Annotated in this window: 21 protein-coding genes; 10 read left to right on the top strand and 11 right to left on the bottom strand. The window is 63.6% G+C overall.

The window, feature by feature from the left end; all coding sequences use genetic code 11:
* Nucleotides 1-79: 79 nt before the first annotated feature.
* Both ACYG9V_RS09525 and ACYG9V_RS09520 read right to left on the bottom strand, forming a co-directional pair.
* Nucleotides 80-1,576, bottom strand: a complete 1,497-nt coding sequence (locus ACYG9V_RS09525; protein WP_352765720.1) for an FAD-linked oxidase C-terminal domain-containing protein — start codon at nucleotides 1,574-1,576, stop codon at nucleotides 80-82.
* 258 nt (nucleotides 1,577-1,834) lie between these two features.
* Entirely contained in the window at nucleotides 1,835-3,157 is a 1,323-nt protein-coding gene (locus ACYG9V_RS09520) for a DUF3422 family protein (protein WP_352765721.1), read from the bottom strand.
* Nucleotides 3,158-3,362: 205 nt separating this feature from the next.
* Here ACYG9V_RS09520 and ACYG9V_RS09515 point away from each other — a divergent pair, with 205 nt between their 5' ends.
* The 3 genes from ACYG9V_RS09515 to ACYG9V_RS09505 are packed head-to-tail and all read left to right on the top strand — an operon-like array spanning nucleotide 3,363 to nucleotide 6,132.
* Nucleotides 3,363-4,160 (top strand): FCD domain-containing protein, encoded by a 798-nt coding sequence (locus ACYG9V_RS09515; RefSeq protein ID WP_023692349.1) that lies wholly within the window; start codon nucleotides 3,363-3,365, stop codon nucleotides 4,158-4,160.
* Nucleotides 4,161-4,172: 12 nt separating this feature from the next.
* The gene (locus ACYG9V_RS09510; protein WP_023745710.1) at nucleotides 4,173-5,309 is read left to right on the top strand and encodes an alpha-hydroxy acid oxidase; all 1,137 of its coding nucleotides are present in this window, start codon (nucleotides 4,173-4,175) and stop codon (nucleotides 5,307-5,309) included.
* A gap of 55 nt (nucleotides 5,310-5,364) precedes the next feature.
* On the top strand, nucleotides 5,365-6,132 hold the full coding sequence (locus ACYG9V_RS09505; protein ID WP_023681837.1) for a metallophosphoesterase family protein: 768 nt from the start codon (nucleotides 5,365-5,367) through the stop codon (nucleotides 6,130-6,132).
* On the opposite strand, the gene ACYG9V_RS09500 is transcribed toward ACYG9V_RS09505, so the two are convergent.
* Together ACYG9V_RS09500 and ACYG9V_RS09495 are read right to left on the bottom strand one after the other, a co-directional pair.
* Nucleotides 6,129-6,269, bottom strand: coding sequence for a hypothetical protein (locus tag ACYG9V_RS09500; RefSeq protein WP_006206855.1), 141 nt, complete (start codon nucleotides 6,267-6,269; stop codon nucleotides 6,129-6,131). The genes ACYG9V_RS09505 and ACYG9V_RS09500 overlap by 4 nt on opposite strands.
* A gap of 371 nt (nucleotides 6,270-6,640) precedes the next feature.
* The gene (locus ACYG9V_RS09495; RefSeq protein ID WP_023681838.1) at nucleotides 6,641-7,339 is read right to left on the bottom strand and encodes a type 1 glutamine amidotransferase; all 699 of its coding nucleotides are present in this window, start codon (nucleotides 7,337-7,339) and stop codon (nucleotides 6,641-6,643) included.
* Nucleotides 7,340-7,425: 86 nt separating this feature from the next.
* Here ACYG9V_RS09495 and ACYG9V_RS09490 point away from each other — a divergent pair, with 86 nt between their 5' ends.
* The 4 genes from ACYG9V_RS09490 to ACYG9V_RS09475 all read left to right on the top strand — a co-directional run bounded on the left by ACYG9V_RS09490 (nucleotide 7,426) and on the right by ACYG9V_RS09475 (nucleotide 11,479).
* On the top strand, nucleotides 7,426-8,073 hold the full coding sequence (locus tag ACYG9V_RS09490) for a hypothetical protein (protein WP_023692351.1): 648 nt from the start codon (nucleotides 7,426-7,428) through the stop codon (nucleotides 8,071-8,073).
* Nucleotides 8,074-8,104: 31 nt separating this feature from the next.
* Nucleotides 8,105-8,839: a 16S rRNA (uracil(1498)-N(3))-methyltransferase gene (locus tag ACYG9V_RS09485; RefSeq protein ID WP_023827914.1), complete on the top strand. Its 735-nt coding sequence runs from the start codon at nucleotides 8,105-8,107 to the stop codon at nucleotides 8,837-8,839.
* A 114-nt stretch (nucleotides 8,840-8,953) separates the two neighbouring features.
* Nucleotides 8,954-10,327, top strand: coding sequence for a glutamate--cysteine ligase (locus tag ACYG9V_RS09480; RefSeq protein ID WP_023681841.1), 1,374 nt, complete (start codon nucleotides 8,954-8,956; stop codon nucleotides 10,325-10,327).
* A gap of 90 nt (nucleotides 10,328-10,417) precedes the next feature.
* Entirely contained in the window at nucleotides 10,418-11,479 is a 1,062-nt protein-coding gene (locus ACYG9V_RS09475; protein WP_352765724.1) for a DUF937 domain-containing protein, read from the top strand.
* Nucleotides 11,480-11,702: 223 nt separating this feature from the next.
* On the opposite strand, the gene ACYG9V_RS09470 is transcribed toward ACYG9V_RS09475, so the two are convergent.
* Nucleotides 11,703-11,993, bottom strand: a complete 291-nt coding sequence (locus ACYG9V_RS09470) for a DUF1127 domain-containing protein (RefSeq protein ID WP_352765726.1) — start codon at nucleotides 11,991-11,993, stop codon at nucleotides 11,703-11,705.
* Nucleotides 11,994-12,171: 178 nt separating this feature from the next.
* Between ACYG9V_RS09470 and ACYG9V_RS09465 the strand changes: the two genes are divergently transcribed.
* Nucleotides 12,172-13,128, top strand: a complete 957-nt coding sequence (locus tag ACYG9V_RS09465) for a LysR substrate-binding domain-containing protein (RefSeq protein ID WP_023670561.1) — start codon at nucleotides 12,172-12,174, stop codon at nucleotides 13,126-13,128.
* Between the two features lie 6 nt (nucleotides 13,129-13,134).
* On the opposite strand, the gene ACYG9V_RS09460 is transcribed toward ACYG9V_RS09465, so the two are convergent.
* A complete protein-coding gene (locus tag ACYG9V_RS09460) occupies nucleotides 13,135-15,333 on the bottom strand; it encodes a bifunctional diguanylate cyclase/phosphodiesterase (protein ID WP_023723354.1) in 2,199 nt (732 codons plus the stop codon).
* 91 nt (nucleotides 15,334-15,424) lie between these two features.
* Between ACYG9V_RS09460 and xseA the strand changes: the two genes are divergently transcribed.
* Together xseA and ACYG9V_RS09450 are read left to right on the top strand one after the other, a co-directional pair.
* The gene (xseA, locus tag ACYG9V_RS09455) at nucleotides 15,425-17,098 is read left to right on the top strand and encodes an exodeoxyribonuclease VII large subunit (RefSeq protein WP_352765728.1); all 1,674 of its coding nucleotides are present in this window, start codon (nucleotides 15,425-15,427) and stop codon (nucleotides 17,096-17,098) included.
* An 8-nt stretch (nucleotides 17,099-17,106) separates the two neighbouring features.
* Complete coding sequence (locus ACYG9V_RS09450) at nucleotides 17,107-18,225, top strand: DmpA family aminopeptidase (RefSeq protein WP_352765730.1); 1,119 nt, start codon at nucleotides 17,107-17,109, stop codon at nucleotides 18,223-18,225.
* Nucleotides 18,226-18,258: 33 nt separating this feature from the next.
* On the opposite strand, the gene ACYG9V_RS09445 is transcribed toward ACYG9V_RS09450, so the two are convergent.
* From ACYG9V_RS09445 to ACYG9V_RS09425, 5 genes are all read right to left on the bottom strand, one after another.
* Nucleotides 18,259-18,501, bottom strand: a complete 243-nt coding sequence (locus ACYG9V_RS09445; protein ID WP_023670565.1) for a DUF768 domain-containing protein — start codon at nucleotides 18,499-18,501, stop codon at nucleotides 18,259-18,261.
* A gap of 621 nt (nucleotides 18,502-19,122) precedes the next feature.
* Entirely contained in the window at nucleotides 19,123-20,016 is an 894-nt protein-coding gene (locus ACYG9V_RS09440) for a sugar phosphate isomerase/epimerase family protein (RefSeq protein ID WP_023670566.1), read from the bottom strand.
* Between the two features lie 66 nt (nucleotides 20,017-20,082).
* Nucleotides 20,083-21,021 carry an ABC transporter substrate-binding protein gene (locus tag ACYG9V_RS09435; protein WP_023753907.1) on the bottom strand — a complete coding sequence of 313 codons (939 nt, stop codon included), beginning with the start codon at nucleotides 21,019-21,021 and terminating at the stop codon, nucleotides 20,083-20,085.
* A 76-nt stretch (nucleotides 21,022-21,097) separates the two neighbouring features.
* Nucleotides 21,098-22,090, bottom strand: coding sequence for an ABC transporter permease subunit (locus ACYG9V_RS09430; RefSeq protein ID WP_023738261.1), 993 nt, complete (start codon nucleotides 22,088-22,090; stop codon nucleotides 21,098-21,100).
* Complete coding sequence (locus tag ACYG9V_RS09425; RefSeq protein ID WP_352463253.1) at nucleotides 22,087-23,583, bottom strand: sugar ABC transporter ATP-binding protein; 1,497 nt, start codon at nucleotides 23,581-23,583, stop codon at nucleotides 22,087-22,089. The genes ACYG9V_RS09430 and ACYG9V_RS09425 overlap by 4 nt, the downstream gene beginning before the upstream one ends.
* Nucleotide 23,584: the final 1 nt, after the last annotated feature.

The following is a 23,584-nucleotide window of genomic DNA, read 5'->3' as shown; positions in this document are numbered from 1 at the left end:
TCTCCCCCCTTGTGGGGGAGATGTCCGGTAGGACAGAGGGGGGCGCGAAGGATCGCCGACGTGAGACATTCCGCCCCCATCAAAACCTCGGAATGTCCGGAAACGCCACCTGGCCGCGATGCACGTGCATGCGCCCAAGCTCCGCGCAGCGGCGCAGTTGTGGAAACACCTTGCCGGGGTTGAGCAAATGATTGGGGTCGAAGGCGCATTTGACGCGCATTTGCTGATCGAGGTCGATCTGGTTGAACATCTCCGGCATCAGGTCGCGCTTCTCGACGCCGACGCCGTGCTCACCAGTCAGGACGCCGCCGACCTTGACGCAGAGCCGCAAAATGTCGGCGCCGAAGCTTTCCGCCTTGTCGAGTTCGCCCGGCACGTTGGCGTCGTAGAGGATCAGCGGATGCAGATTGCCGTCGCCGGCGTGGAAGACATTGGCGACGCCAAGGCCGTATTTTCCCGACAGTTCGCGCATGCCGGCGAGCACACGCGGCAATTCCTTGCGCGGGATGGTGCCATCCATGCAGTAATAGTCGGGTGAGATGCGGCCGACCGCCGGGAAGGCCGCCTTGCGGCCGGCCCAGAAACTCAGCCGCTCCTGTTCGGATTGCGAGATGCGGCAGGTGGTGGAGCCGTTCCTGTAGGCGATCGCTTCGACGAGACCGATCAGGTGATCGACCTCGACGCCCGGCCCGTCGAGTTCGACGATCAGCAGCGCCTCGACATCAAGGGGATAGCCGGCGTGGACGAAATCTTCCGCGGCATGGATCGCCGGCCGGTCCATCATCTCCATGCCGCCAGGGATAATGCCGGCGCCGATGATGTCGGCGACGCATTGGCCGCCCTGCTCGCTGGTCGGAAAGCCGATCAGCAGAGCGCGCGCCGTCTCCGGCTTCTTCAGGATGCGTACCGTGACCTCGGTGACGACGCCGAGCAGGCCTTCGGACCCCGTCATGACGCCGAGGAGATCATAGCCTTCCGAGTCCAGATGATTGCCGCCCAGGCGCACCACCTCGCCGTTCATCAGCACCATCTCGATGCCCAGCACATTGTTGGCGGTCAGGCCGTATTTCAGGCAGTGCACGCCGCCGGAATTTTCCGCGACATTGCCGCCGATCGAGCACGCGATCTGGGAGGATGGGTCAGGGGCGTAGTAAAAGCCCTCCTGCTCGACGGCAATGGTGATGCCAAGATTGGTAACGCCTGGCTGAGCGACGACGATGCGGTCGGGATAGTCGATGGCAAGGATGCGGTTGAAGCGGCTCATGACCAGCAGCACGGCATCTTCAAGCGGCAACGCGCCCCCGGAGAGCGAGGTCCCGGAGCCTCGCGGCACGACACGGATGTTGCGGTCGTTGCAGTATTTCAGCACCCGCGACACCTGCATCACCGTCTCGGGCAGTACCACGACCAGCGGCAATTGCCGGTAGGCGGTGAGGCCGTCGCTTTCGAAGGCGCGCATTTCATTGGTGGCGTCGACGACGCCCTCGCCCGGCACGATGATGCGCATGTCGGCGACGATCTCCGCCCGCCTTCGCATCGTGGCGTCGTCTGGCTTGGGCATGACAAGGCCGGACATCGGCAGCGTCCTCCGCTTGGCTGGTAAAAATCTTTTACCAATTACATTCGGATGTTGCAAACACCGCGTCGGGCAAAGAGCGTACTGCCAGCCTTCCGCAGCGGCAATCTGCCGCTATTCACCCTCCCCCTTGTGGGGAGGGTCTCGAACGCAGTGAGCGGGGTGGGGGTCCACGCGACGAAAGCTCTTTACCAGCACCCCACCCCGATCCGCTATGCGGATCGACCCTCCCCACAAGGGGGAGGGTAAAGTGCGCTCCTACTCCCCCGGATGTTTCGCCGGCTCGGAGTGCATCCGCCTGACTCGCCGCACGCCCCACCAGACCAGCACGATGGCGACCGGCACCGCCGCGGCAGTGACGATTTCGGGTGCAAAGGCATGGCCGAAGATCGAGGCGCCCTTGGCGAGATAGGAGATCAGGCCGACGACATAGTAGGACACTGCCGCCACCGACAGGCCTTCCACCGTCTGTTGCAGCCGCAGTTGCAGCCGGGCGCGGTTGTTCATCGACGCCAGCAGATCGCGGTTCTGCTTCTCGACCTCGACATCGACCCAGGTGCGCAGCAGCGTGGTGGCGCGGGTTAGTTTGCGCGACAGGTTGGCCTGGCGCTCCTCGACCGAACGGCAGGTGCGCATGGCAGGCGCCACCCGCCGCTGCAGGAAGCCGCCCCAAGTGTCGTAGCCGGGCACGGCTTCTTCGTCCAGCGCTTCCAGCCGCTCGACAACGATGCCGTCATAGGCGCGGCTGGCGCCGAAGCGATAGAGGCTGGAGGCGGCATCAGCCTCGAGTTCAGCGGCAAGCTCGGTCAGGTCGGCGAGCAGCGTCTGGCTGTCGCGGGTTTCAGCGACCTTCATTTCCAGCGTGGTCTGCGCCAGCCGGTCCTCGATGCGGCGGGCGCGGCCCGACAGCGTCAGCGCCAGCGGCAGGCCGAGCATGGCAAGCGTGCGATACGTCTCGACGTCGATCAGCCGCTGCGACAGCGCGCCGGTCCGCGCCGGCGTCAGGCCGCGATCAAGCACCAGGATGCGGGTCAGGCCGTCGCCGTCCTGGCGGAAATCGGTGACGATGGCCGCATTGCCGCGCTCGACCAGCGAATAGCAGAGGCTCGTCGGGTCGAAGGCCGCAATCAGCTTCTCGCTTGCCGGCGTCCATTTGCGGATCTCCAGCCTTATGCCTGAGATCACCGTTCCCGGCGGCGAGAACCCGTTGCCGAAAGGAGAATCCTCCTGCGCCCTGCCGCTTTCGGCAAGCGGCCCTTCCCAAAGATAGGTCGAGAATTCCGTATGCCGCTCCCAGCGCAGCGTACCCTTGCCCCACTTCATGGCGTGGTGGCGGGCATGACGGTCGGGCGCCGCGATGCCGAGGCGCCGCGACAGTTCGGAGAGCACGGCCATGTCGACGCTGGAGCCGCCCTCGGTCATGAAGGCGAGTTGCACAAGCACGCGCGGCTTCTCGATCAGCGGATGCGGCCGGGCATGGACCTCGCCGATCGCGCCGGGCCGTCCCTCATGCGCGGGAAAGCCCATCACGCTGCCCTGGGCGCGCGGCTGGAATTCGAGGTTGGACGTCTCGTCCGACACGGTGGTCCCCCTGTTCTCGACCCTTCGTGTGATGGCGTCCTCTAAAGGCAATCCATGAGGCGCGTAAACACCAAAGTCTAGCATCGTAGGTCCTGCCGGCGCGACGCGCAGACCGACCCGATTGGGCAAATTGGATAAATAATTTGACCAGTTGGCGACGCTGGCTTTATCTTGCGCGACGCCGGTTCAATTTCCCAGGCCCCCGTTGAGCGATATTTTCTCCAGGATCGAGCATTCGCGCACCGCCGACGAGGTGGTGCAGCAGATCGAAAGCCTGATCCTTGAAGGCGTGCTGCGCACCGGCGACCGGCTGCCGGGCGAGCGCGAGCTGGCGCGCCAGTTCGACGTGTCGCGGCCGATCCTGCGCGATGCGCTGAAGGCGCTGGAAGGGCGCGGGCTGCTGATCACCAAGGCCGGCGGCGGCACCCATGTCGCCGACGTCATCGGCCAGTTGTTCACCAAGCCGGTGACCGACCTCATCTCGATGCACCGCAAGGCGGTGACCGACTATCTGGAATACCGCCGCGAGATCGAAGGTGTTGCGGCCGAATATGCGGCGCGGCGCGCGACAGCGGACGACATTGCGCTGCTCGACCGCATCGTGGCGCGCATGGACGAGGCGCACCGCACCGGCGATTTCGACGACGAGGCGGAAATCGACGTCGAGTTCCACCATGCTGTGTGCGAATGCGCGCACAACATCATCCTCTTGCACACGCTGCGCTCCTGCTACCGGCTGCTGTCTGAAGGCGTGTTCCAGAACCGGCTTCTGGTGTTCAGCGTGCCCGGAGCGCGCGAGGCGCTGCTGGCCCAGCACGGCGCGATCTACAAAGCCGTGAAGGCCGGCGATCCCTCAGCTGCCCGCCAAGCGGCGATGGACCATATCTCCTATGTCGAGCGCTCGATGCTCGAGGCCGAACGCAGCGGCGACTGGCAGCGCGTGTCGCGGCTCAGGCTTAAGCAGCGCTCCGACGCCGACGACGGCTTCAAGACGACTGGCTAACGAGGAACCACCATGAGCGACATCCTCACCATTGCCGATCTCAAGGACCTGGCGCGCCGGCGGGTGCCGAAGATGTTCTTCGACTATGCCGATTCCGGCGCCTGGACCGAAAGCACCTACCGCGCCAACGAAGAGGACTTCCAGAAGATAAAATTCCGTCAGCGCGTACTGGTCGACATGAGCAACCGCTCGCTGGAATCGACCATGATCGGCGAGAAAGTGGCGATGCCGGTGGCGCTTGCCCCAACTGGAATGACCGGCATGCAGCATGCCGATGGCGAGATGCTGGCCGCGCAGGCGGCAGAGGAATTCGGCGTGCCGTTCACGCTGTCGACGATGAGCATCTGCTCGATCGAGGATGTCGCGTCGGTGACCAAGAAGCCGTTCTGGTTCCAGCTCTACGTGCTTCGCGACAAGGATTTCGTGCTCGACCTGATCGACAGGGCGAAGGCTGCAAAATGCTCGGCGCTGGTGTTGACGCTCGACCTGCAGATCTTGGGGCAGCGCCACAAGGATGTCCGCAACGGGCTGTCGGCGCCGCCCAAGATGACGCTGGCCAACATTGCCAACATCGCCATGCGGCCACGCTGGCTGATGGGCATTGCCGGCACCAAGCGCCGCACCTTCCGCAACATTGTCGGCCATGCCAAGGGCGTCGGCGACGTCGCTTCGCTGACATCGTGGACGACGGAGCAGTTCGACCCGCATCTGTCGTGGAAGGATGTCGCCTGGATCAAGGAACGTTGGGGCGGCAAGCTGATCCTGAAAGGCATTCTCGACAAGGAGGACGCGCTGATGGCGGTCGAGACCGGCGCCGACGCCATCATCGTTTCCAACCATGGCGGGCGCCAGCTCGACGGCGCATCGTCGTCAATCATGGCGCTGGAAGAGATCGCCGATGCCGTCGGCGACAGGATCGAGGTGCATATGGACGGCGGCATCCGCTCGGGCCAGGACGTGCTGAAGGCGCTTTGCCTCGGCGCCAAGGGCACCTATATCGGCCGCCCGTTCCTGTACGGATTGGGCGCCATGGGCAAGCAAGGCGTGACCCTGGCGCTGGACATCATCCGCAAGGAGATGGACATCACGCTGGCACTGTGCGGCAAGCGGCTGGTGACCGACATGGGCAAGGACCAGTTGCGGCGCTAGGGTCTTGTTCACCGATTAGACCCTAGCCTCGCTGGATCACGGAGACGAAGCCGCCTTGACCGAGACCGGCATCCACTACCTCGACGCGCGCGCACCCGATGGCATGCGCCTCTATGCGATCGGCGACGTGCATGGCCGGCTCGATCTGCTCGCCGCCATGCATCGCCGCATCGAGAGCGAACTCGAATACAAGCCGACCAGCGATTGGCGCGTCATCCACCTCGGCGACTATGTCGACCGCGGACCAGAGTCCAAGGGCGTCATAGACTTCCTGATCGAGGCACAGAAACGCGATCCGCGGCATCTGATGCTCGCCGGCAACCACGATATCGGCTTCCTCGACTTTCTCGACGAGCCTGACCCGGAAGGGCTGTTCATCCGTTATGGCGGCGTGCAGACGGCACAATCCTATGGTGTCGACTTAGCGGGACACGCAAGCTGGTTCGGCAAGGCCGAGGCGTTACGGCGGGGACACCAGGCACTGGTCAATGCTGTACCGCAAGCCCATGTCGACTTCCTGCGGTCGCTGCAATTGTCACTGATATCAGGTGATTTCTTCTTATGCCATGCCGGCGTCAGGCCTGACGTGCCGCTGGCGAGCCAGAGCCCGCAGGATCTGGTCTGGATCCGCGACGTCTTCCACAACCATCCAGGGCTTTACCCGAAGGTGATCGTGCACGGCCACACACCGGTGCCGCAGGCGGAGGTGATGCCGAACCGCGTCAATGTCGACACACTCGCCTGGCAGTCAGGCATGCTCAGCGCGCTCGCCGTGGACGGCGCGGACAAGCGTATCCTGACTGTGCAGGGAAAAGCGTTTTAGCGAAGCGCGGCGGTGACGCCGTAGCCGTCGACGGCCTGATGGTTGTTGGCTGCATCGGCGGAATAAATGCCGAGACCGCACAAAACGATGGCAGACAGCATGACAAAGGACAGAAGCGCTGCTTTCACGGACGTCATCTCTAGTTGAGCTTCCTGCATCTGGGCACGAGGCGGTTACCAATGGGTTGAAACCGAGAATTCGTCTCAAAGTTTCGACGATTTCGCGCTTGTAGGTCGATTCTGTATCGGCGGTGTGTCGCGCGGATCACACAGAAGGTTCATCGCGGTTGCATTGCCGTTGCATAGCGCGCGCCTTGTAGGATAGCGTTCGGCCACAAACCAAGGACGAAAGAAGTTGTCCCCGGCAGATTCCCCGCCGCGTGCCAATTATGCAACGGATAGAGCGGTTCGCCGCTACGGCGAACCGCTCTATCTTTTTATCTGACGCAATTCCGGACGGAAAACCGCTTCACACTTTTCCTGGAATTGCTGACTGCGCGCGGCCAGTCTCAGATCGTCGCCACCCAGGCGCGGGCAATGGCCAAGCCCGCGGCGTCGGCCTCGGGGCCGTTGCGTGCCATTTCGCTGTCGAGGCGATCCTGCCAGTCGGGATGGCGATCGGCAATCAGCGGCGCGAAGGATGTGCTCCAGTCCCTCACCATCGGCTGGTCGGCCTCGAAATGGAACTGGAAGCCGTAGACAGCGCGGCCGATACGGAACGCCTGGTTCTCGGCAATTTCGCTGCCGGCAAGCCGCACCGCATTTGACGGCAGCGCGAAAGTGTCGTCGTGCCATTCGAAGATGGGGAAATCCTGGGGAAGTGCGCCAAGCACCGGATCGGTTCTGGCGTCCGGCGTCAGCGATACCTTGTGCCAGCCGAATTCCGAGGCGCCGCCGATCTGGTTCTCACCGCCGAAAGAGCGGGCAACCAACTGGCTGCCCAGGCAGATACCGAGAACCGAGCGATCCTTGGCGGCGAAATCGCGGGTCAGTTCGAGCAGCACCGGGAAATACGGGTAGTCATCGTCGGCCAGCGCATTCTGGCCGCCGCCCAGCATCACCATGGCATCGTGTCCGGTCGCGTCGTCCGGCAGCGCATCGCCCTTGTAGGGCCGGCGCAGGTCGAGATCGGCGCCGGCTTCGGCGAGCGCGGCACCAACCTGGCCAAGGCCGGTGTTGTCGTAGTTCTGGACCACCAGCACCCGCATCGCAAAACCCTGCTGACATGAAATGACGCGACGAGCGATATCATGTCGCCAGCATTGCAGCCAAGATGCGTATTCGGGAGAGAGCTATGCCACTGCAGAACCGGGTCGATCCGTTCGGCGCCATCCATGCCATATCCGAGCGCGGCCTGTTCACCGGCAATCGCGGCATCATCCACGATCCTGAGACCAAGACGCTGCTGAAAAAGCGTTGGGCCTTGCCGGCCTGGATCATCTGCGTCTGCCAATTCCGCAATGTGCGGCGCGAGCCGATGGGCAGGAATCGGCCGGGCGGCAGGGCCGGCTGGACCGAGTTGTTCTTCCTCGACGAGGTGACGGCGCTGGCCGCCGGGCACCGTCCCTGTTTCTATTGCCGGCGTGAGCGAGCCACGGATTTTGTCGGGCGTTTCGGCAAAGTCTTCGGTGTAAACGAACCGCGCGCGCCAATGGTGGACAAGCGGCTGCACAAGGAGCGGCTGGCTTCGGGCGGCAAGCCACCTGATGTCACCATGGGAGAGCTTGCCGAATTGCCGGACGGAGCGATGATCGCGGATGGCGGCTCGGCCTATGCGCTGCGCGGCGGCAACGCGCTGCCCTGGTCGTTCGCAGGCTATGGCGATGCGGCGGCCTTCGACAGCCTTGCCGGCCGTTCGCTGCGCCTGCTCACACCGGCCACGACCGTTTCGGTGCTGCGGCACGGTTTTGAACCGGTGTGGCATCGTTCCGCCGAGACTTGACGCCAGGCACCGCCTCGCCCATTCCTCGGCGATGCGCGCCAATTACAAGATGCAGCGGCTGTTCTTGGCCGACGATCTCGCAGCCGACATCGAATTCGATGCCGGCCAGCAGCAAAGCCATTACCTCATGCATGTGCTGCGGCTCGGCGAAGGCGCCGAGATTCTGGTCTTCAACGGCCGCGACGGCGAGTGGTCGGCGGCGATCGCTTCGAAGTCGAAGAAGGCGGTGCGGCTGAGAGTGCTCAGCCAACAGCGGCCGCAACCGCCTTTGCCCGATCTAGTTTATTGCTTCGCGCCGCTGAAGCAGGGGCGGCTCGACTATCTCGTGCAGAAGGCGGTGGAGATGGGCGCCGGCATCCTGCAGCCGGTGATCACCCAGCACACGCAATTGGCAAAACCCTCCATCGACCGGCTGCGCGCCAATGTCGTCGAGGCGGCCGAGCAATGCGGCATACTGGCGGTGCCGGAAGTGCGAGAAGCCGAGAAATTCGAGCGTCTGCTCTCCGGCTGGGACAAGGAGCGGCGACTGATCTTCTGCGACGAGGACGCCTCGACCAACAACCCGCTGCCGGCATTGCAGGCGGTGCCGGAGAAGAAGCTGGCGCTGCTGGTCGGACCGGAAGGCGGCTTTTCCGACGACGAACGCAAGATGCTGCGGGCGCTCCCCTTCGTCACTGCCATCCCGCTCGGACCGCGCATCCTGCGCGCTGACACAGCAGCTGTAGCGGCGCTTGCGGTGATGCAGGCGACGGTCGGAGACTGGTAAGAAGCGTAAAGATCAATTCCTGTTGACCTGTGGCTCAGGATTTTTCGCTTGATCGGCTGCTGACATTTCGTCCATTTAGCGCCGGCGGGCTCCGAGAGCCGCAGAGGGGGCCCCATGGCGCGCGACACAACCGATTTCCGGCCAATCGAAGACATCGACGAACTGGTCGAGCATCTGGCCGAAGGCAACAAGCCGCGCGACAAGTGGCGCATCGGGACCGAGCACGAGAAGTTCCCCTTCTATGTCGACGGCAACGCGCCGGTGCCTTATGGCGGCGAGCGCGGCATCCGCGCCATCCTCGAAGGCATGCAGCAAAAGCTCGGCTGGGACCCGATCATCGATGACGGCCGCATCATCGGCCTGGTCGAGCCGACCGGCCAGGGCGCGATCTCGCTCGAGCCGGGCGGCCAGTTCGAGCTGTCGGGCGCGCCGCTGGAAACGATCCACCAGACCTGTCGCGAGGGCAATGCGCATCTGGCGCAGGTACGCGAGATCGCCGAGCCGATGGGCATCCGCTTTCTCGGCCTCGGCGGCAGCCCGAAATGGTCGCTGGCCGAGACGCCGAAAATGCCGAAATCGCGCTACGAAATCATGACCCGCTACATGCCCAAGGTCGGCACCAAGGGTCTCGACATGATGTATCGCACCTGCACCATCCAGGTGAACCTCGACTTCGAAAGCGAAGCCGACATGCGCCGCAAGATGCAGGTGTCGCTGAAGCTGCAGCCACTGTCGACGGCGCTGTTTGCCAACTCGCCCTTCACCGACAGCCGGCCGAACGGACTGCAGAGCTGGCGCGGCGACATCTGGCGCGACACCGACAACCAGCGCTCGGGCCTGCTCGAATTCTGCTTCTCGCCCGAGTTCGGCTTTGCCGACTATGTCGAATGGGCGCTCGACGTGCCGATGTATTTCGTCATCCGCGACGGCCACTATCACGACATGACGCACATCACCTTCCGCCAGTTCATGGCCGGCGTTGCCCGCAATGAAGTACCGGACGGACTGCCCACCATGGGCGACTGGGCGAACCATCTGTCGACCCTGTTCCCTGACGTCAGGCTGAAGCGCTTCCTCGAAATGCGCGGCGCCGATGGCGGGCCGTGGCGCCGCATCTGCGCGCTGCCGGCCTTCTGGGTCGGGCTGCTCTATGACGAGGCCGCGCTCGACGCCGCCGAGGCGCTGACTTCGAGCTGGACCTATGAAGAAACGCTGGCGATGCGCAATGCGGTGCCGGAACAAGGCATTTCCGCGCCGTTCCGCAACACGACGCTGCGTGAGATCGGCCGCGATGTAATGACGATTTCGCGCCTTGGGCTGAAAAATCGCGGCAGGAAGAACCGCGACGGCTATGACGAGACCTCGTTCCTCAACACGCTGGACGAAGTCGTGGCGCGCGGTACCACCAGTGCCGAGGAAATGCTGTCGGCCTACCACACGCGCTGGGGCGGCTCGATCGAGCCGGTGTTCATGGAATATGCGTATTAGCGTCGCGCCTTGAGCAGCGGCAAAAGCCGCTTCAATCGAACATCGAAACGAACTAGGTTCTCCCTCGAGGATTTCCCGGAGGAGAAACCGATGCCTACCTTGTTCGGCATATTGGCGCAGGCGCAGAACGGCAACGGCATGCAGGCGCTTGCCCAGCAGTACGGGCTTTCCATGCAGCAGACGCAGGCGGCTGTCGCCGCTCTGCTGCCGGCCTTCTCGCAAGGGCTGCAACGCAACACCGCCGATCCCTATGGGCTAGGCGCCTTCATGACGGCGATGGCGAGCGGCCAGCACGCGAAATACTTCGAGGACGCGACCAGGGCTTTCTCACCGCAAGGCGTCAATGAGGGCAATGGCATTCTGGGTCATCTGTTCGGCTCGAAGGAGCTGTCGCGCGCGGTGGCCAGCCAGGCCGCGCAGGCGACCGGCGTCAGCCAGCAGATCCTGCAGCAGATGCTGCCGGCCATCGCTTCGATGGTGATGGGCGGATTGTTCAAGCAGACGACAAACCAGTTGACCGGGGGTCAGATGCAGGCCGCCGGTGGCTTCGGCGGCGGCAGCAATCCGCTCGGCGAGATCATCGAACAGATGATGCGGCAGGCGGGCGGCGGGGCACAGCCTGCGCCGCAGCCAGCACCCAATCCTTACGGTGAGAACCCGCTGGGCAAAGTGCTGCAGGACATGTTCGGCGGCGGCGCCCAACAGCCGCAAAGCCAGCCGCAACAGGCGCCCAACCCATATGGCGACAATCCGCTGGGCAAGGTGCTGCAGGATATGTTCGGCGGTGGCGCGGCACAGCAACCGCAGGGCCGGCCGCAGCAGCCAACACAGCCGCAACAGACGCAGAGCCCTTACGGCGACAACCCGCTGGGCAAGATTTTTGAAGAGATGATGCGGCAAGGCGGTGGTGGCGGCTTCGGCCTGCCCGGTGGGCAGCCGGCGCCGCAGCAGCCGCAAGCACCCCAGCCGCGACAGGCACCGCAGGAGCGCCAGGCGCCGCAACCGCAGGCCAATCCGAGCGGCAGGCCACGCAATCCGTTCGACGATATTTTCGGCAAGATGTTCGAGACCGGCGCCCAGCAGCGCGACGACTATCAGAAGGGCGTGGAAACGATCTTCGACCAGTTATGGACCGGCGGTAGTTGGCGGTAGTTGGGCGCTGACCTTCGCGGCTTCGGAGCAAGGAACGAAGCGACGCGGCGCAGACCGCACGATGACGACGGAGCTTTAAAAGAAAAGCCCGGTCCTGGAGGAGGACCGGGCCAGTGTGCAGGCTGGCCGGCGGGGAACCGGCAGGGAGTGGGGAGCCTGCTATACTCGTTGGTCGCAGCGAGCCTGAGAAAGGTTCACGGCAGCCGAAACAATGCGCCCGATATCACGCTATCTGGCGGGCGAGATCTTCGATCGTATCGGCACGATCGCTCGCAATCGCACGCAGCTTCACGGTCGGATCGGCACCGAACGGCACATCGACGGCGACATGGAGATCCGCGCGCGTCAGGCCGATATCGGCGAGTTCGGCGTCCGACATCTCGCCGAGGCGATAGAAGGCCCGGCGATTTTTCCAGGCCTGGTAGGCATTGAGAAGGGTGTTGGCCACGCGCGTCGCAACGGCCGGACGCGAGGTTATGCGCGAGGTCTCGGTAGCGAAATCAAACGTGGTCATGTCGGTCTCCTTCAGACTCGAACTGGACAAGACCAGGCGGTCGGCGCTGGGGACAGCGGCCGTTCCGGTCTCGATTCACATGCCTTCATGTGGACAATGTGAATTTGCCACGCACCGATTGATTAATCCAACGAATGTTTCTAATCTTTAGCATCAACGCTAGTGATGGATTGGACCGATGAAAGCGCCACTCGATCTCGACCAGTTGCAGACCTTCATCTCGATTGCCGATACCGGCAGCTTCACCCGTGCGGCCGAGGAAGTGCTGCGCACGCAATCGGCGGTGTCGATGCAGATGCGCCGGCTGGAAGAGCGGATCGGCAAGCCGCTGTTCGAAAAGGACGGCCGCACCAACAGGCTGACCGAGGAAGGCGACAAGCTGCTCTCCTACGCGCGCCGCCTGCTCTATCTCAACCGCGAAACGCTGGCCGCCTTCGATGATCAGCGGCTCGAAGGCACCATCCGTATCGGCACCCCCGACGACTATGCCGACCGGTTCCTGCCCGAAATCATGGCACGCTTCACACGGTCAAATCCGCGCGTCGAACTGACTGTCATCTGCGAGCCGACACCAGGCTTGGTCGAGCATATCAAGCGCGGCAATCTCGATCTTGCGCTGGTGACGCACAATGATACGCGCGGCCAGTCGGAAGTGGTGCGGCGCGAGCCGCTGCTATGGGTGACCTCGGCCAACCATGCCACGCACGAACAGGAAGTGCTGCCGATGGCCTTCGGCCGGCCGAACTGCATCTGGCGGCGCGCCGCCGTCGATGTGCTCGACCGGCAAAGCCGCGACTATCGCATCCTCTTCACCAGCTTCTCGGCGACCGTCATCACAGCCGCGGTACTGTCGGGGCTGGCGATCTCGGTGCTGCCGGAATGCGCGCTGCGGCCCGGCATGCGAGTGCTGGGCGAAGCCGACGGTTTTGGCGCGCTGCCCGACTGCCGCATCGGCATCATGCGCGGCCAGACCTCGCGGCCCGAAATCGTCGACGCGCTGGCCCGGCACATCTCGGAAAGCCTCGACAATATTTCCGTGCCGCTCGGCGAAGAAACGGGAAGCTTCGATTTCGCCTCGCTCGCCTTCGCCAAGATGAAGCGGAGCAAGCCGAACCAGATCCTGCCTGGCTGGTAGGAACGATCAGGCCGACGCTGCCGCCTCCGTCGTTGCGTTGGCCGACGACAGGCCGGGCAGCGCCACCAATTGCGCCGGCTCCAGCGGCGGCGACAAGAGGTAGCCCTGCAGCTGCTGGCAGCCCATGGCGACCAGCAGCGCCTTTTGCACCTCGGTCTCTACGCCCTCGGCGGTGACCTCGACCTTGAGCGCGCCGGCGAGATCGATCAGCGCCTTGACGATGGCGCCCGAATTGCCGTCGCCGTCGAGAAGCCGCACGAAGGAGCGGTCGATCTTGAGCTTGTCGATGGCATGGCGGCGCAGATAGCTCAGCGACGAATAGCCGGTGCCGAAATCGTCGAGCACAATGCCGACGCCCGACTGGCGCAAGGCTGCCAGAGCCGCTCTGGTGGTGTCGTTGTTTTCCAGGAGAACGTTTTCGGTGATCTCGAGCTGCAGGCGCTTCGGCGCCAGTCCCGTTTCGGCGAGGATCGAGGCAACCTCTTCGGCAAAGCCGGCGTCGCGCAATTGCAGCGGCGAGACATTGACGGCGAGCCACGGCAGTTTGGTCTTCACGGCGAAGCGGCAGGCTTCCAGCAGGGCCCATGCGCCGAGCTGCCCGATCATGCCGCGTTCCTCGGCGATGGCGATGAACTGCGCCGCCGGCAGTGCGCCATGGACCTCATGCGCCCAGCGGATCAGCGCCTCGGCGCCGACAATGGTCTTGCCGTCGCTGGCAAAGACCGGCTGGTAGGCGAGCTTGATACCGGTGCCGCCATTCAGCGCGCTGCGCAGCTCGCTCTCGACCTTGCGCTTGCGCAGCAAAAGGTCGTCCATGTCGCCGGCGAAGACCTGGTAGCGGCCACGGCCGTTCTTCTTGGCTTCGTAGAGCGCGATGTCGGCCTTGCGCAGCAGATCGTCTGCGTCGGCATCAGGGCCTGTCGACAAGGCTATGCCGATGCTGGCGCTGATAAAGACCTGATCGTCCATCAGCTTGAACGGCTCCTGCAGTTTCTGCAGCACCCTCTCGGAAATATCCTCGGCGTTCCTTACGTCGCGGACATCGATCAGGATCACCGCGAATTCGTCGCCACCCAGTCTTGCCACCGTGTCGACGTCGCGAACCGTATGCTGAAGCCTGGCCGCCGTCTGGCGCACGAGTTCGTCGCCTGCCGGGTGACCAAGCGTGTCGTTGACATGCTTGAAGCGATCTAGATCGAGATAAAGCAGCGCGACCTTGCTTTCATTGCCGGAGGTAAGCAAGGCACGCCGCAGCCTGTCCTCGAACAGTGCCCGGTTGGGCAGGCCGGTGAGCGTGTCGTGAAAGGCGAGATATTGCGCCTGGGCCTGGCTGGTCTGCAGCGCCGATGACGCACGGCGCAGACGCCGGAGCAGAAAGGCGAGCACGCTCGCCGCAACCAGCGCGGCCAGAGCCAGGGCCGGGCTGGCCTTGCCCACCAGCGTCAGGCCGGGCCGTTCCTGGTCCCAGGCAATATAGCCGAGGATGACACCCTGTTTGTCGATAAGCGGAATGGCAGCCGAGCCAAGCGGCTGAGCCATCGGCAGGAGATGCGCCCCCGCCAGCAGATATTTCTGCGCGATCTTGCCGATCACCGCGTCGTTGATGAACTCTATGGAGACATGCAGATATTCGCTGCCGGATGCCTGGGTGACGCGATCCGAACTCGGCACCAGAGGCATGACGCTGAGTATGGCAGGCTGACCGCCAAGCGAGACCAGATCGTCGGCAACGAATTTTGCGCCGGCCTGGCTTGCGTCCTTGCTCATCATCTGGCGCAACCTGGCGATGGTCGGCCGCAAAGCGGGTTCGTCCTCGCCAAAGACGGCAGGCGACACGACCTTGCCTTCGCGCATGGCGTGGACCGGCCGGTTGGCGTTGTCCAGCACATAGACCCGGTTGTGGCCGTAATACGAGTACATCCAGACGCTGAAATTCTCGGCCATCCAGGTCTGGTTGCCGGCCTTGGCGTTTATAACGGAATCATCCCAGACGGCGACGCTTTCCTGCTCGCGCTTTACCGCGGCGATCTGGTCCTGCAGGCCGTTGGCAAGGAAAACCTTCTCCCGCTCGAGCGAGACCCGGTCGGCCTGCATGGTGGCGTAAAGGCCGAAGCCGACAACGATGGCCAGTGCAAAAACGGCAAGCGTCAGCACCGTCAGGGTGACCTGGAACGTCAACGGGCTGCGTTGTTTGCGGGCGCTCATGCGTCCTCCTTGGCCCAGAGTCAATCAGGCCAGGCTTAAGATCAAGTTATGGAATCTTGACGCGGAGCGACAACAGCCGCTCAATCGGCCGATGAGCGACGCAGAATCCGAATCACGAACCAATGCCACCGAATACACGGTGAGCGAGATTTCCGGCGCGCTGAAGCGCACGGTCGAGGATGTCTTCGGCCATGTGCGGGTGCGCGGCGAAATTTCCGGCTATCGCGGGCCGCACTCTTCCGGCCATGCCTATTTCACCCTGAAGGACGACCGCGCGCGGCTCGATGCCGTGGTCTGGAAAGGCACGATGAGCCGGCTGAAATTCCGTCCCGAAGAGGGGATGGAGGTGATCGCCACCGGCAAACTCACCACCTATCCCGGCAAATCCAACTACCAGATCGTCATCGACAATCTAGAACCCGCCGGCGCCGGGGCGCTGATGGCGCTTTTGGAAGAGCGCAAGCGGCGACTGCAGGCCGAAGGACTTTTCGATGCCGGCCGCAAGCGGCGGCTGCCGTTCATGCCGCGCACCATCGGCGTCGTCACCTCGCCGACCGGATCGGTGATCCGTGACATCATCCATCGCATCAAGGACCGCTTTCCGCTGCATGTGCTGGTCTGGCCGGTAAGAGTCCAGGGCGAGACGGCGGGGGCGGAAGTGACGGCCGCCGTCAACGGCTTCAACGCGCTGGCCTGGGATGGCGCGATTGCCCAGCCCGACCTTCTGATCGTGGCGCGCGGCGGCGGCAGCCTCGAGGACCTCTGGGGGTTCAACGATGAAGGGCTGGCGCGCGCCGTCGCCGCCTCGCGCATTCCGGTGATTTCGGCCGTCGGGCACGAGACCGACTGGACCTTGATCGACCTCGTCGCCGACATGCGCGCACCGACGCCGACAGGTGCGGCGGAGATCGCGGTGCCGGTGAAAGCGGACCTCGAAGCGACACTAGCCAGTCTTGGCGCACGGCTCAAAGCAGCCACCTTGCGCAATTTCGAACGCAAGCGGCAGGCCTCGCGTGCGGCCGCCCGCGCGCTGCCCTCGCCCGACCAGTTGCTGGCGCTGCCGCGACGGCGGCTGGACGAGGCGGCCAGCCGGCTTAGCCGGGGGCTGATGGTCTCCACCGAAAGAAAGCAAGCTCGGTTCTTCGCCGTGAAGCTCACTCCGGCAACGCTGTCGCGGCGGATTGCCGAGGCGCGACGCACCAACGACCGCGACCTTTTGCGCGCCCAGGGGGCGCTGCGCGCATTGGCGAGAGCCCGGCGCGCGGAGTTGAATCGTGCGGCGGATCAGTTGCCAAAATGTGCGAAAGCATCCCTGCAACGGCACAGGCAGCAACTGGCTTTGCTGCAAGGCCGCATTACGATCGAGCCAACGGCACGGCGGCAAACCGTGCAGAGGGATCTTCTGACAGCTTTGACGAGACGAGGCACGCAAGCGGTACTGCTCAGGCTGGAGCGACTGCGCGGCCGCATCGTCCAATCCGAGAGGCTGATGGCAACGCTGTCGCACAAGGCTGTGCTGGCCCGCGGCTTCGCGCTGGTCAAGGATGCCGGCGGCGCGGTGATCAAACTGGCAGTTGATGTGGCGCCGGGCGCTGGCCTGCAGCTGGAGTTCGCCGACGGCATCGTAAATGCAGTCGCGACCGGCGACGCCGAGCGGGTGCAGGCCGTTGCCAAACCAGCGGCCACGCCGCCCGCCAGCAAACCCGCCGCAAAGCCGACGGCCAGCAAACCGAAAGAGCCGGGCAATCAGGGCTCGCTTTTTTAGAGGACCGCATGACCGGACATGACCCGCATCTTCAAACGCCGGCGGGCAAGCCGCGCGCGCGTGCTTTCGGCATTACCTTCGAGGGCACGCCGGGCGGCTTCAACGCCATCACCGATGTGCCCGGCGTATCGGTCGGCTATGCGACGCTGATTTCCGGCGAGGGTCTGCTCGAGGTTGGCACGGGGCCGGTGCGCACCGGCGTCACCGCCATCCTGCCGCGGCCGTCGGCTGAGCTCGCCACGCCGGTGTTTGCCGGTGTCTTCAGCCAGAACGGCAATGGCGAGTTGACGGGGTCGCACATTATCGAGGAAGTCGGCGCCTTCAACCTGCCGGTCACCATCACCAACACGCATTCCTGCGGCGTTACCCGCGACGGCACGCTGCGCTGGATGCAACGCGTGCTGCCGGCGGCGCTCGACAGCGGCTGGGGCCTGCCGGTTGCGGCGGAGACCTATGATGGTTTCCTCAACGACATCAACGGTCATCACGTCGGCTTCGAAGATGTCGAAGCCGCGCTCGACGGTGCCGCCGGTGGAGCGATCGAGGAAGGCAGTGTCGGCGGCGGCACCGGCATGATTGCCTTTGGCTTCAAGGCCGGCTCGGGCACGGCATCCCGCATCATCGAGTGGCAGGGCATCAGGCATACGGTCGGCGTATTCGTGCAGGCGAATTTCGGCAAGCGGCGCAATTTCACACTGCGCGGCGCCCGCGTCGGGCCCGATCTGGTAGAGCCGGCGATGCGCGAAGGCACGCCGCGTGCCGAAAAGGGCTCGATCATCGCCATCGTCGCCACCGATGCGCCATTTCTGCCGCACCAGATGAAGCGGCTGGCAAAGCGCGTGCCGCTCGGCATCGCCATGACAGGCGGCTTCGGCTACCACAGTTCGGGCGACATTTTTCTGGCCTTCACCACCGCCAATCCGCAAGCAGCACTTGCACCATCGGGACGAACCGCAAACGTCGCTTACATCCCGGACGTCGATATCGATCCGTTCTTCGATGCGGTGGCGCAAGGCGTAGAGGAGGCGATCCTCAATGCAATGGTCGCCAATGAGGATATGAGCGGACGCGACGGCAATTTCGTGCCGGCGCTGCCGAAGGCCTGGCTGAAAGATCGATTTGGATAGAGGACAAGGCCTGGCGGCGCCAGGCCTGTTGCGTCACGGCTTGGCCGCGTTGCTCTGGTCGGCCTCGGCCGCCTCTTCGAGCCGCGATGCGATCAGTTCCTGGATGTCGCCGACTTCTTCCTGGATATCTTCCAGCGGAATGCCGACCTCAGCGGCCTTGGCCGCGCACTCCTTGGCGAGGGTCTCGGCCTGCTTCTCGATCTTTACCGGCGAGTGCTGGCAGTGGACCTTTTCACCGATCCATCCGCGCAAGAACTCGATCGCATGTTCACTCATACTGCTTTTCCCTGGCGGCTATGCCGGTTGGTAACCGTAAACGTCCGCACCCGGTAAAGGATGCATGCTGCCATTCGAACCGAGTCGGCTTCGCCCGGCAAGTTGATCTTGTCGGAGGTCCGAAGAGCCGAATGAAGGGAAGGGTTCAATGAGCACGTTCTGATTGTTTGATAGAGCGGTACGTTGGCCGGGATCGGCTTCGGCTCTATGCTGTTGTTCTTACGATCTTTTCCTGCTGTCGACGGCCGATTTGTATCACAATAGGGATCACAACGCGTAACACATTTTCTGCTGCTTCGTGGTACACCGCCACAGCTACACGGTCGAAGCCGCCGCTATATAGTGACATCATTATGCGATGTCGACTCTATCAGCCATCCTGCTTCTTTCCGCCGCGCTGTGTCAAACGTCATCCCCGTCCAGTATGGAGATCGGATGGCCCCGGAGGGCGTATGAAGATGTTGATTTTATTGCGTTTCGTGGGCCAAAATCAGAAAGCTCTCGTCAGCGTCACCCCGCTCGACTGCCTCCGCCACACTCAGCGCCTCCGACGTCGATTCCTTGCACGTAAGGCGCGGGCCGGATGAACGACAACATTGGCGCTTTGGCAGCGCGCTCCTGCTAAGGACGATGTCTCGATGCAACAAGCTCTGCCTTTCGCTGCGCCGTCTCCAGACCGATTGAGATGAAGGCGCGCGCATGCCGGGCCAATTCCATATTGTCGGACCACAGATTGCGCCAGATCGCCGTCTTCCGTGACAGGTTCTCGTCGACGATCTTCGACGAGAAGGATTCAAAGCTGAGGTCGTCCCTATAGCCGATCGCGGTCAGCGCATCGAAGATGGCGGCAAAGTCGATATTGCCGGTGCCGAGGAAACCGCGATGGCTCTCGCCGATATGGACATAACCGATCTTGTCAGCGGCATGGCGGATAGCCAGTCCGACATCGGCCTCCTCGATGTTCATGTGGAAGGTATCGAGATGCAGGAAGATGTTGTCGGAGCCGGTGTCCGCGATGAAGGCCAGGCCTTGTGAAGCGGTGTTGAGAAGATTGCTTTCGAAGCGATTGACGATCTCCAGATTGAGCGTGACGCCGGCGGCCTTGGCCGTCTCCGCAACCTTCGCAAGTGTACCCGCGCTGCGGTTCCACTGATCGCGCGTCGGCGCCTGCGTCTGCAAGCCGTGGCTGGTACTGAGGATGCCGCCAATCTTCTGGCCGCCGAGATCGCGGGTGAGCGCGATCGTCTCGTTGAGGATCTCGACGCCGCGCGCGGCAACCGCCTTGTCGGCACTCGAAATGTCGCCGTCGGCCGGCAGGCCGATGCTGATCGCGACGCCAAGCTTGAGGTCGGCGATGCGCCTGGCCAGCCCGCCAACGTCGACATTGGCCGGGTCAAGATAGGAGAACTCGATCAGGTCGAAGCCGGCCTCTCTGGTGTTGGCCAGCGTGCGTTCGAGGTCGCCTTGCGCCGAACTCGCCGACCAGACGAAGGAATGAATCCCGATGCGCGACATGATCGTCTCCCGTTTCTGGAATTGAGATGCGGCCGGGTTGCCCCGGCCGCATCGGCCTTGGGAGGCTTAGCGGGCTGCGGTCCAGCCCTTGTAGTCTTTCAGGTTCTCGGCCGTGATCAGCTTCGGGTCGAGCAGCACGGTCGGCTCCGCCGGCTTCTTGCCGGCAAGCAGCTCAGCCGCCATCGTCAGCGACTGGCCAGCCATCACGTAGGGATCCTGCGAAGCCGAGGCCTTGATCAACGAGGTGCCGGAAGCGAGTTCCTTCTCGATATCGGGAGCGCCATCCACTGCGGTGAAGATGAACTCCGAGCGATTGAGCTGCTTGGCCGCAAGCTGGGCGCCGATCGCCGTCGGATCGTTGATGGCAAACACCGCATCGATCTTGTCGAAGCGGGTGAGCAGCGACTGGAAGACCTTCAGGCCGCCGTCGCGCGAGCCTTCGGCATTCTGGTCGTCGGAGAGGATCTTGATGTCGGGGTGTTTTGCAAGGACGTCCTTGCAGCCCTTCACCCGCTCCAGGATCGACGACGACGCCGGGCCGTTGAGGATAACGTAGTCGCCCTTGCCGCCGGTGTGGTCGACCAGATACTGGCAGGCCTCTTCGCCGGCCTTGACGTTGTTGGTCATGACGGTGACGTCGGCGCCTGGCGCCGAAACGTCGAAGGCGGCAACGACGATGCCCGCTGCTTGCGCCTTCTTCACCGCCGGGCCGATCGCCTTGGCATCGACCGCATTGAGCATGATGACGTCGACGCCGGCGGCGATGAAGGAATCGACCTGAGAGACCTGCTTGTTGAGGTCGTAGTCGGCCGACACTGACGTCACCTCGACCTTCGGGTTGATCTTCTTGGCCGCGTCCTCGATGCCCTTGATGGTGGCGACGAAGAAGGGGTTGCCGAGCAGGCCGACCGAGATGCCGACCTTGTTGAGGTCCTTGGCCGATGCGGGCGCGATGGCGGCAGCCGCGAGTGCGACGCCGCAGAGCAGTTTAGCGATGGTCTTCATTGCTTTCCTCCAATTGCCCCGCGCCTCTCACGGTGCGTTACACAAACCGGTCGTTTACGCCGGCGACCAAGGTCAATCACGTTCTCGCTCCTGCCTGGAGCCTGTAGCGGTCGAGGGCGACTGCCACGATGATGACCAATCCCTTGATGATGTACTGCCAGATGTCCGAGACACCGGCCAAGATAAGCCCATTGGAGAGCACCGCTATGATCAGGCCGCCGATCAGCGTGCCCCAGATCGAGCCGACGCCGCCGACGAAGCTGGTGCCGCCGAGAATGACCGCGGCGATGGCATCCAACTCGTAGGACTGGCCGAGTTGCAGCCCGTTGGCCGCATAAAGCCGGGCCGCTGACATGGCGCCGCCAAGGCCGGCCAGCAGGCCGGAAACGCCATAGACAAAGAGCAGCACCAGCGGCACCTTGATGCCGGTCAGCCGCGCCGCTTCGGCATTGCCGCCGACGGCATAGATCCAGGTGCCGAGCACGGTGCGCTTGAGCACCAGCCAGGACAGCACCACGACCGACAAGGCGATGATGACCAGCCAGGGAACGCCGAACAGCGTACCGTTGCCGATGAAGTCGAACGGCAGGTCCGAGTTGAACACCGTGGTGTCCTGGCCGAGCAGGCGGGCGACGCCGCGCACAGCGGTCAGCGACCCCAGCGTGACGATGAAGGGCGGCAGTCTGATATAGGCGATCAGCAGCCCGTTGATGACGCCGAAGCCGAGGCCGACGAGAATGGCCGCCGGCACGCCCAGCAGTCCCCAATCAGGCACCAGCGACACCATCACCGCCACCATCGCCGAGGCGGCAAGTATCGAGCCAACGGACAGGTCGATCCCGCCGGTCAGGATGACGAAGGTCATGCCCGCTGCCAGCACGATGTTGATCGACGATTGCTGCATGACGATCAGCAAATTGGTCTGGGTGAAGAAGCGCGCGTTCATCAACTGAAAGCCGACCGCCAGCAGGATCAGGATCGGCAGCATACCAAGGGCGGCGAAGGCGGTGCGCAACCGCCGGCTCCTGCCGACAACCTGGCCACTGATCTCGGTCGCCTTGTCGGTCATCCCTTGGCCGCTCCCGTTGCAAGTTCCATGATTGCTTCCTGGCGCAGCGGCTGGTCTTTGGACGCCGTAACCTCGCCGGCAATCGTGCCGTCGCGCATTACCAGCACGCGGTCGGCAACGCCGATCACCTCCGGCAGTTCGCTGGAGATCATCAGGATGGCGATGCCCTTTTTGGCGAGATTGTCGATCAGCCGGTAGATTTCCGACTTCGCTCCGACATCGACGCCGCGCGTCGGTTCATCCAGGATGACCACTTGCGGCTCGGTCTCGAGCAGGCGGGCAAGCAACACTTTCTGCTGGTTGCCGCCCGACAGCGAACCGGCATTGGCCTGTACCGACCTGGTGCGGATGGAGAGATCCGAAACGGCAGTGGCAGCACGTCTCTCGGCGGCTTTGAAATCGCGCAAGCCGCCGGGCCGCGCATCCCTGGCCAGCACGCCCATGCTGATGTTGTCGGAGATCGACATGTCGAGAAAGAGGCCGAGCTCCTTGCGGTCCTCGGTGAGATAGGCGATGCCGGCATTCAGTGCCTCGCTTGGCGAGCCGATGGTTACGGGCTTGCCGTCGAGTTCCAGCGTGCCGGCGATGCGTCTGTCGGCACCGAAGATCAGTCGCGCGAGTTCGGTGCGGCCCGAGCCGACAAGGCCAGCCAGAGCCAGCACCTCGCCCTTGTACAGTTCGAAGGAGCAGTTCTTCAGGAGATTGCCGTCCGCCATGCCGCGCACCGACAAGGCGACCGCGCGCTTGTTGTCCGGCGGGCGATGATCCTTCCTGTAAAAAGCGGACAGGTCGCGGCCAACCATCATCGAGACGAGGCGCGAGGCGTTCAGCTCGGCGCGCTCGAGTGTGCCGACATAGCCGCTGTCGCGCAGCACGCTGACACGATCGGCCAACTGGTAGACCTCTTCCATGCGGTGGCTGATGTAGATGATGGCGATGCCTTGCGACTTCAGCGTCGCGATGACCTCGAAGAGACGGTCGGTCTCGCGCGAGGTCAGCGAGGTGGTTGGCTCGTCCATGACGATGATGCGCGCGCTGGTCGAAAGCGCGCGGGCGATTTCGACCAGCTGACGCTCGCCGAGCGACAGGCTGGAAACCTGAGCCCGTGCGGAGAAGGACACGCCGAGACGCTTGATGATCTCATTGCTGCGCCGGTAGCACTGGTCGCGGTCGACGATGCCGAAACGCCTCGGCTCATTGCCGAGGAAGATGTTCTGCGCGACCGTCAGGTTGGGCGCCAGCGACAGTTCCTGATAGATAACCGCAATGCCGTGAGCCCGCGCCTTGATCGGGTCGCCGGTGACGACCGGCACGCCGTCGATCAGTATCTCGCCGCCGGCATCAGGCCGATAGGCGCCGGACAGCACCTTCATCAAAGTCGACTTGCCGGCACCGTTTTCACCCATCAGCGCATGGACTTCGCCGGAATGGACGGTCAGCGACACGTCCTGCAAGGCGCGGACTGACCCGAACGTCTTCGAGATGTGCCGCATT

It is taken from the genome of Mesorhizobium sp. W016 (assembly GCF_054719485.1).
Note: the sequence above shows the minus strand (reverse complement) of the source record. Positions and strands in the feature narration are given on the sequence as shown.

What these genes read in the sequence shown, in the direction of transcription:
- ACYG9V_RS09525 (WP_352765720.1), bottom strand. Translation starts at nt 1,576, where the DNA reads ATGTCCGGCCTTGTCATGCCCAAGCCAGACGACGCCACGATGCGAAGG.
- ACYG9V_RS09510 (WP_023745710.1), top strand. Translation starts at nt 4,173, where the DNA reads ATGAGCGACATCCTCACCATTGCCGATCTCAAGGACCTGGCGCGCCGG.
- ACYG9V_RS09500 (WP_006206855.1), bottom strand. Translation starts at nt 6,269, where the DNA reads ATGACGTCCGTGAAAGCAGCGCTTCTGTCCTTTGTCATGCTGTCTGCC.
- ACYG9V_RS09495 (WP_023681838.1), bottom strand. Translation starts at nt 7,339, where the DNA reads ATGCGGGTGCTGGTGGTCCAGAACTACGACAACACCGGCCTTGGCCAG.
- ACYG9V_RS09490 (WP_023692351.1), top strand. Translation starts at nt 7,426, where the DNA reads ATGCCACTGCAGAACCGGGTCGATCCGTTCGGCGCCATCCATGCCATA.
- ACYG9V_RS09485 (WP_023827914.1), top strand. Translation starts at nt 8,105, where the DNA reads ATGCGCGCCAATTACAAGATGCAGCGGCTGTTCTTGGCCGACGATCTC.
- ACYG9V_RS09480 (WP_023681841.1), top strand. Translation starts at nt 8,954, where the DNA reads ATGGCGCGCGACACAACCGATTTCCGGCCAATCGAAGACATCGACGAA.
- ACYG9V_RS09475 (WP_352765724.1), top strand. Translation starts at nt 10,418, where the DNA reads ATGCCTACCTTGTTCGGCATATTGGCGCAGGCGCAGAACGGCAACGGC.
- ACYG9V_RS09470 (WP_352765726.1), bottom strand. Translation starts at nt 11,993, where the DNA reads ATGACCACGTTTGATTTCGCTACCGAGACCTCGCGCATAACCTCGCGT.
- ACYG9V_RS09465 (WP_023670561.1), top strand. Translation starts at nt 12,172, where the DNA reads ATGAAAGCGCCACTCGATCTCGACCAGTTGCAGACCTTCATCTCGATT.
- ACYG9V_RS09460 (WP_023723354.1), bottom strand. Translation starts at nt 15,333, where the DNA reads ATGAGCGCCCGCAAACAACGCAGCCCGTTGACGTTCCAGGTCACCCTG.
- xseA (WP_352765728.1), top strand. Translation starts at nt 15,425, where the DNA reads ATGAGCGACGCAGAATCCGAATCACGAACCAATGCCACCGAATACACG.
- ACYG9V_RS09450 (WP_352765730.1), top strand. Translation starts at nt 17,107, where the DNA reads ATGACCGGACATGACCCGCATCTTCAAACGCCGGCGGGCAAGCCGCGC.
- ACYG9V_RS09445 (WP_023670565.1), bottom strand. Translation starts at nt 18,501, where the DNA reads ATGAGTGAACATGCGATCGAGTTCTTGCGCGGATGGATCGGTGAAAAG.
- ACYG9V_RS09440 (WP_023670566.1), bottom strand. Translation starts at nt 20,016, where the DNA reads ATGTCGCGCATCGGGATTCATTCCTTCGTCTGGTCGGCGAGTTCGGCG.
- ACYG9V_RS09435 (WP_023753907.1), bottom strand. Translation starts at nt 21,021, where the DNA reads ATGAAGACCATCGCTAAACTGCTCTGCGGCGTCGCACTCGCGGCTGCC.
- ACYG9V_RS09430 (WP_023738261.1), bottom strand. Translation starts at nt 22,090, where the DNA reads ATGACCGACAAGGCGACCGAGATCAGTGGCCAGGTTGTCGGCAGGAGC.
- ACYG9V_RS09425 (WP_352463253.1), bottom strand. Translation starts at nt 23,583, where the DNA reads ATGCGGCACATCTCGAAGACGTTCGGGTCAGTCCGCGCCTTGCAGGAC.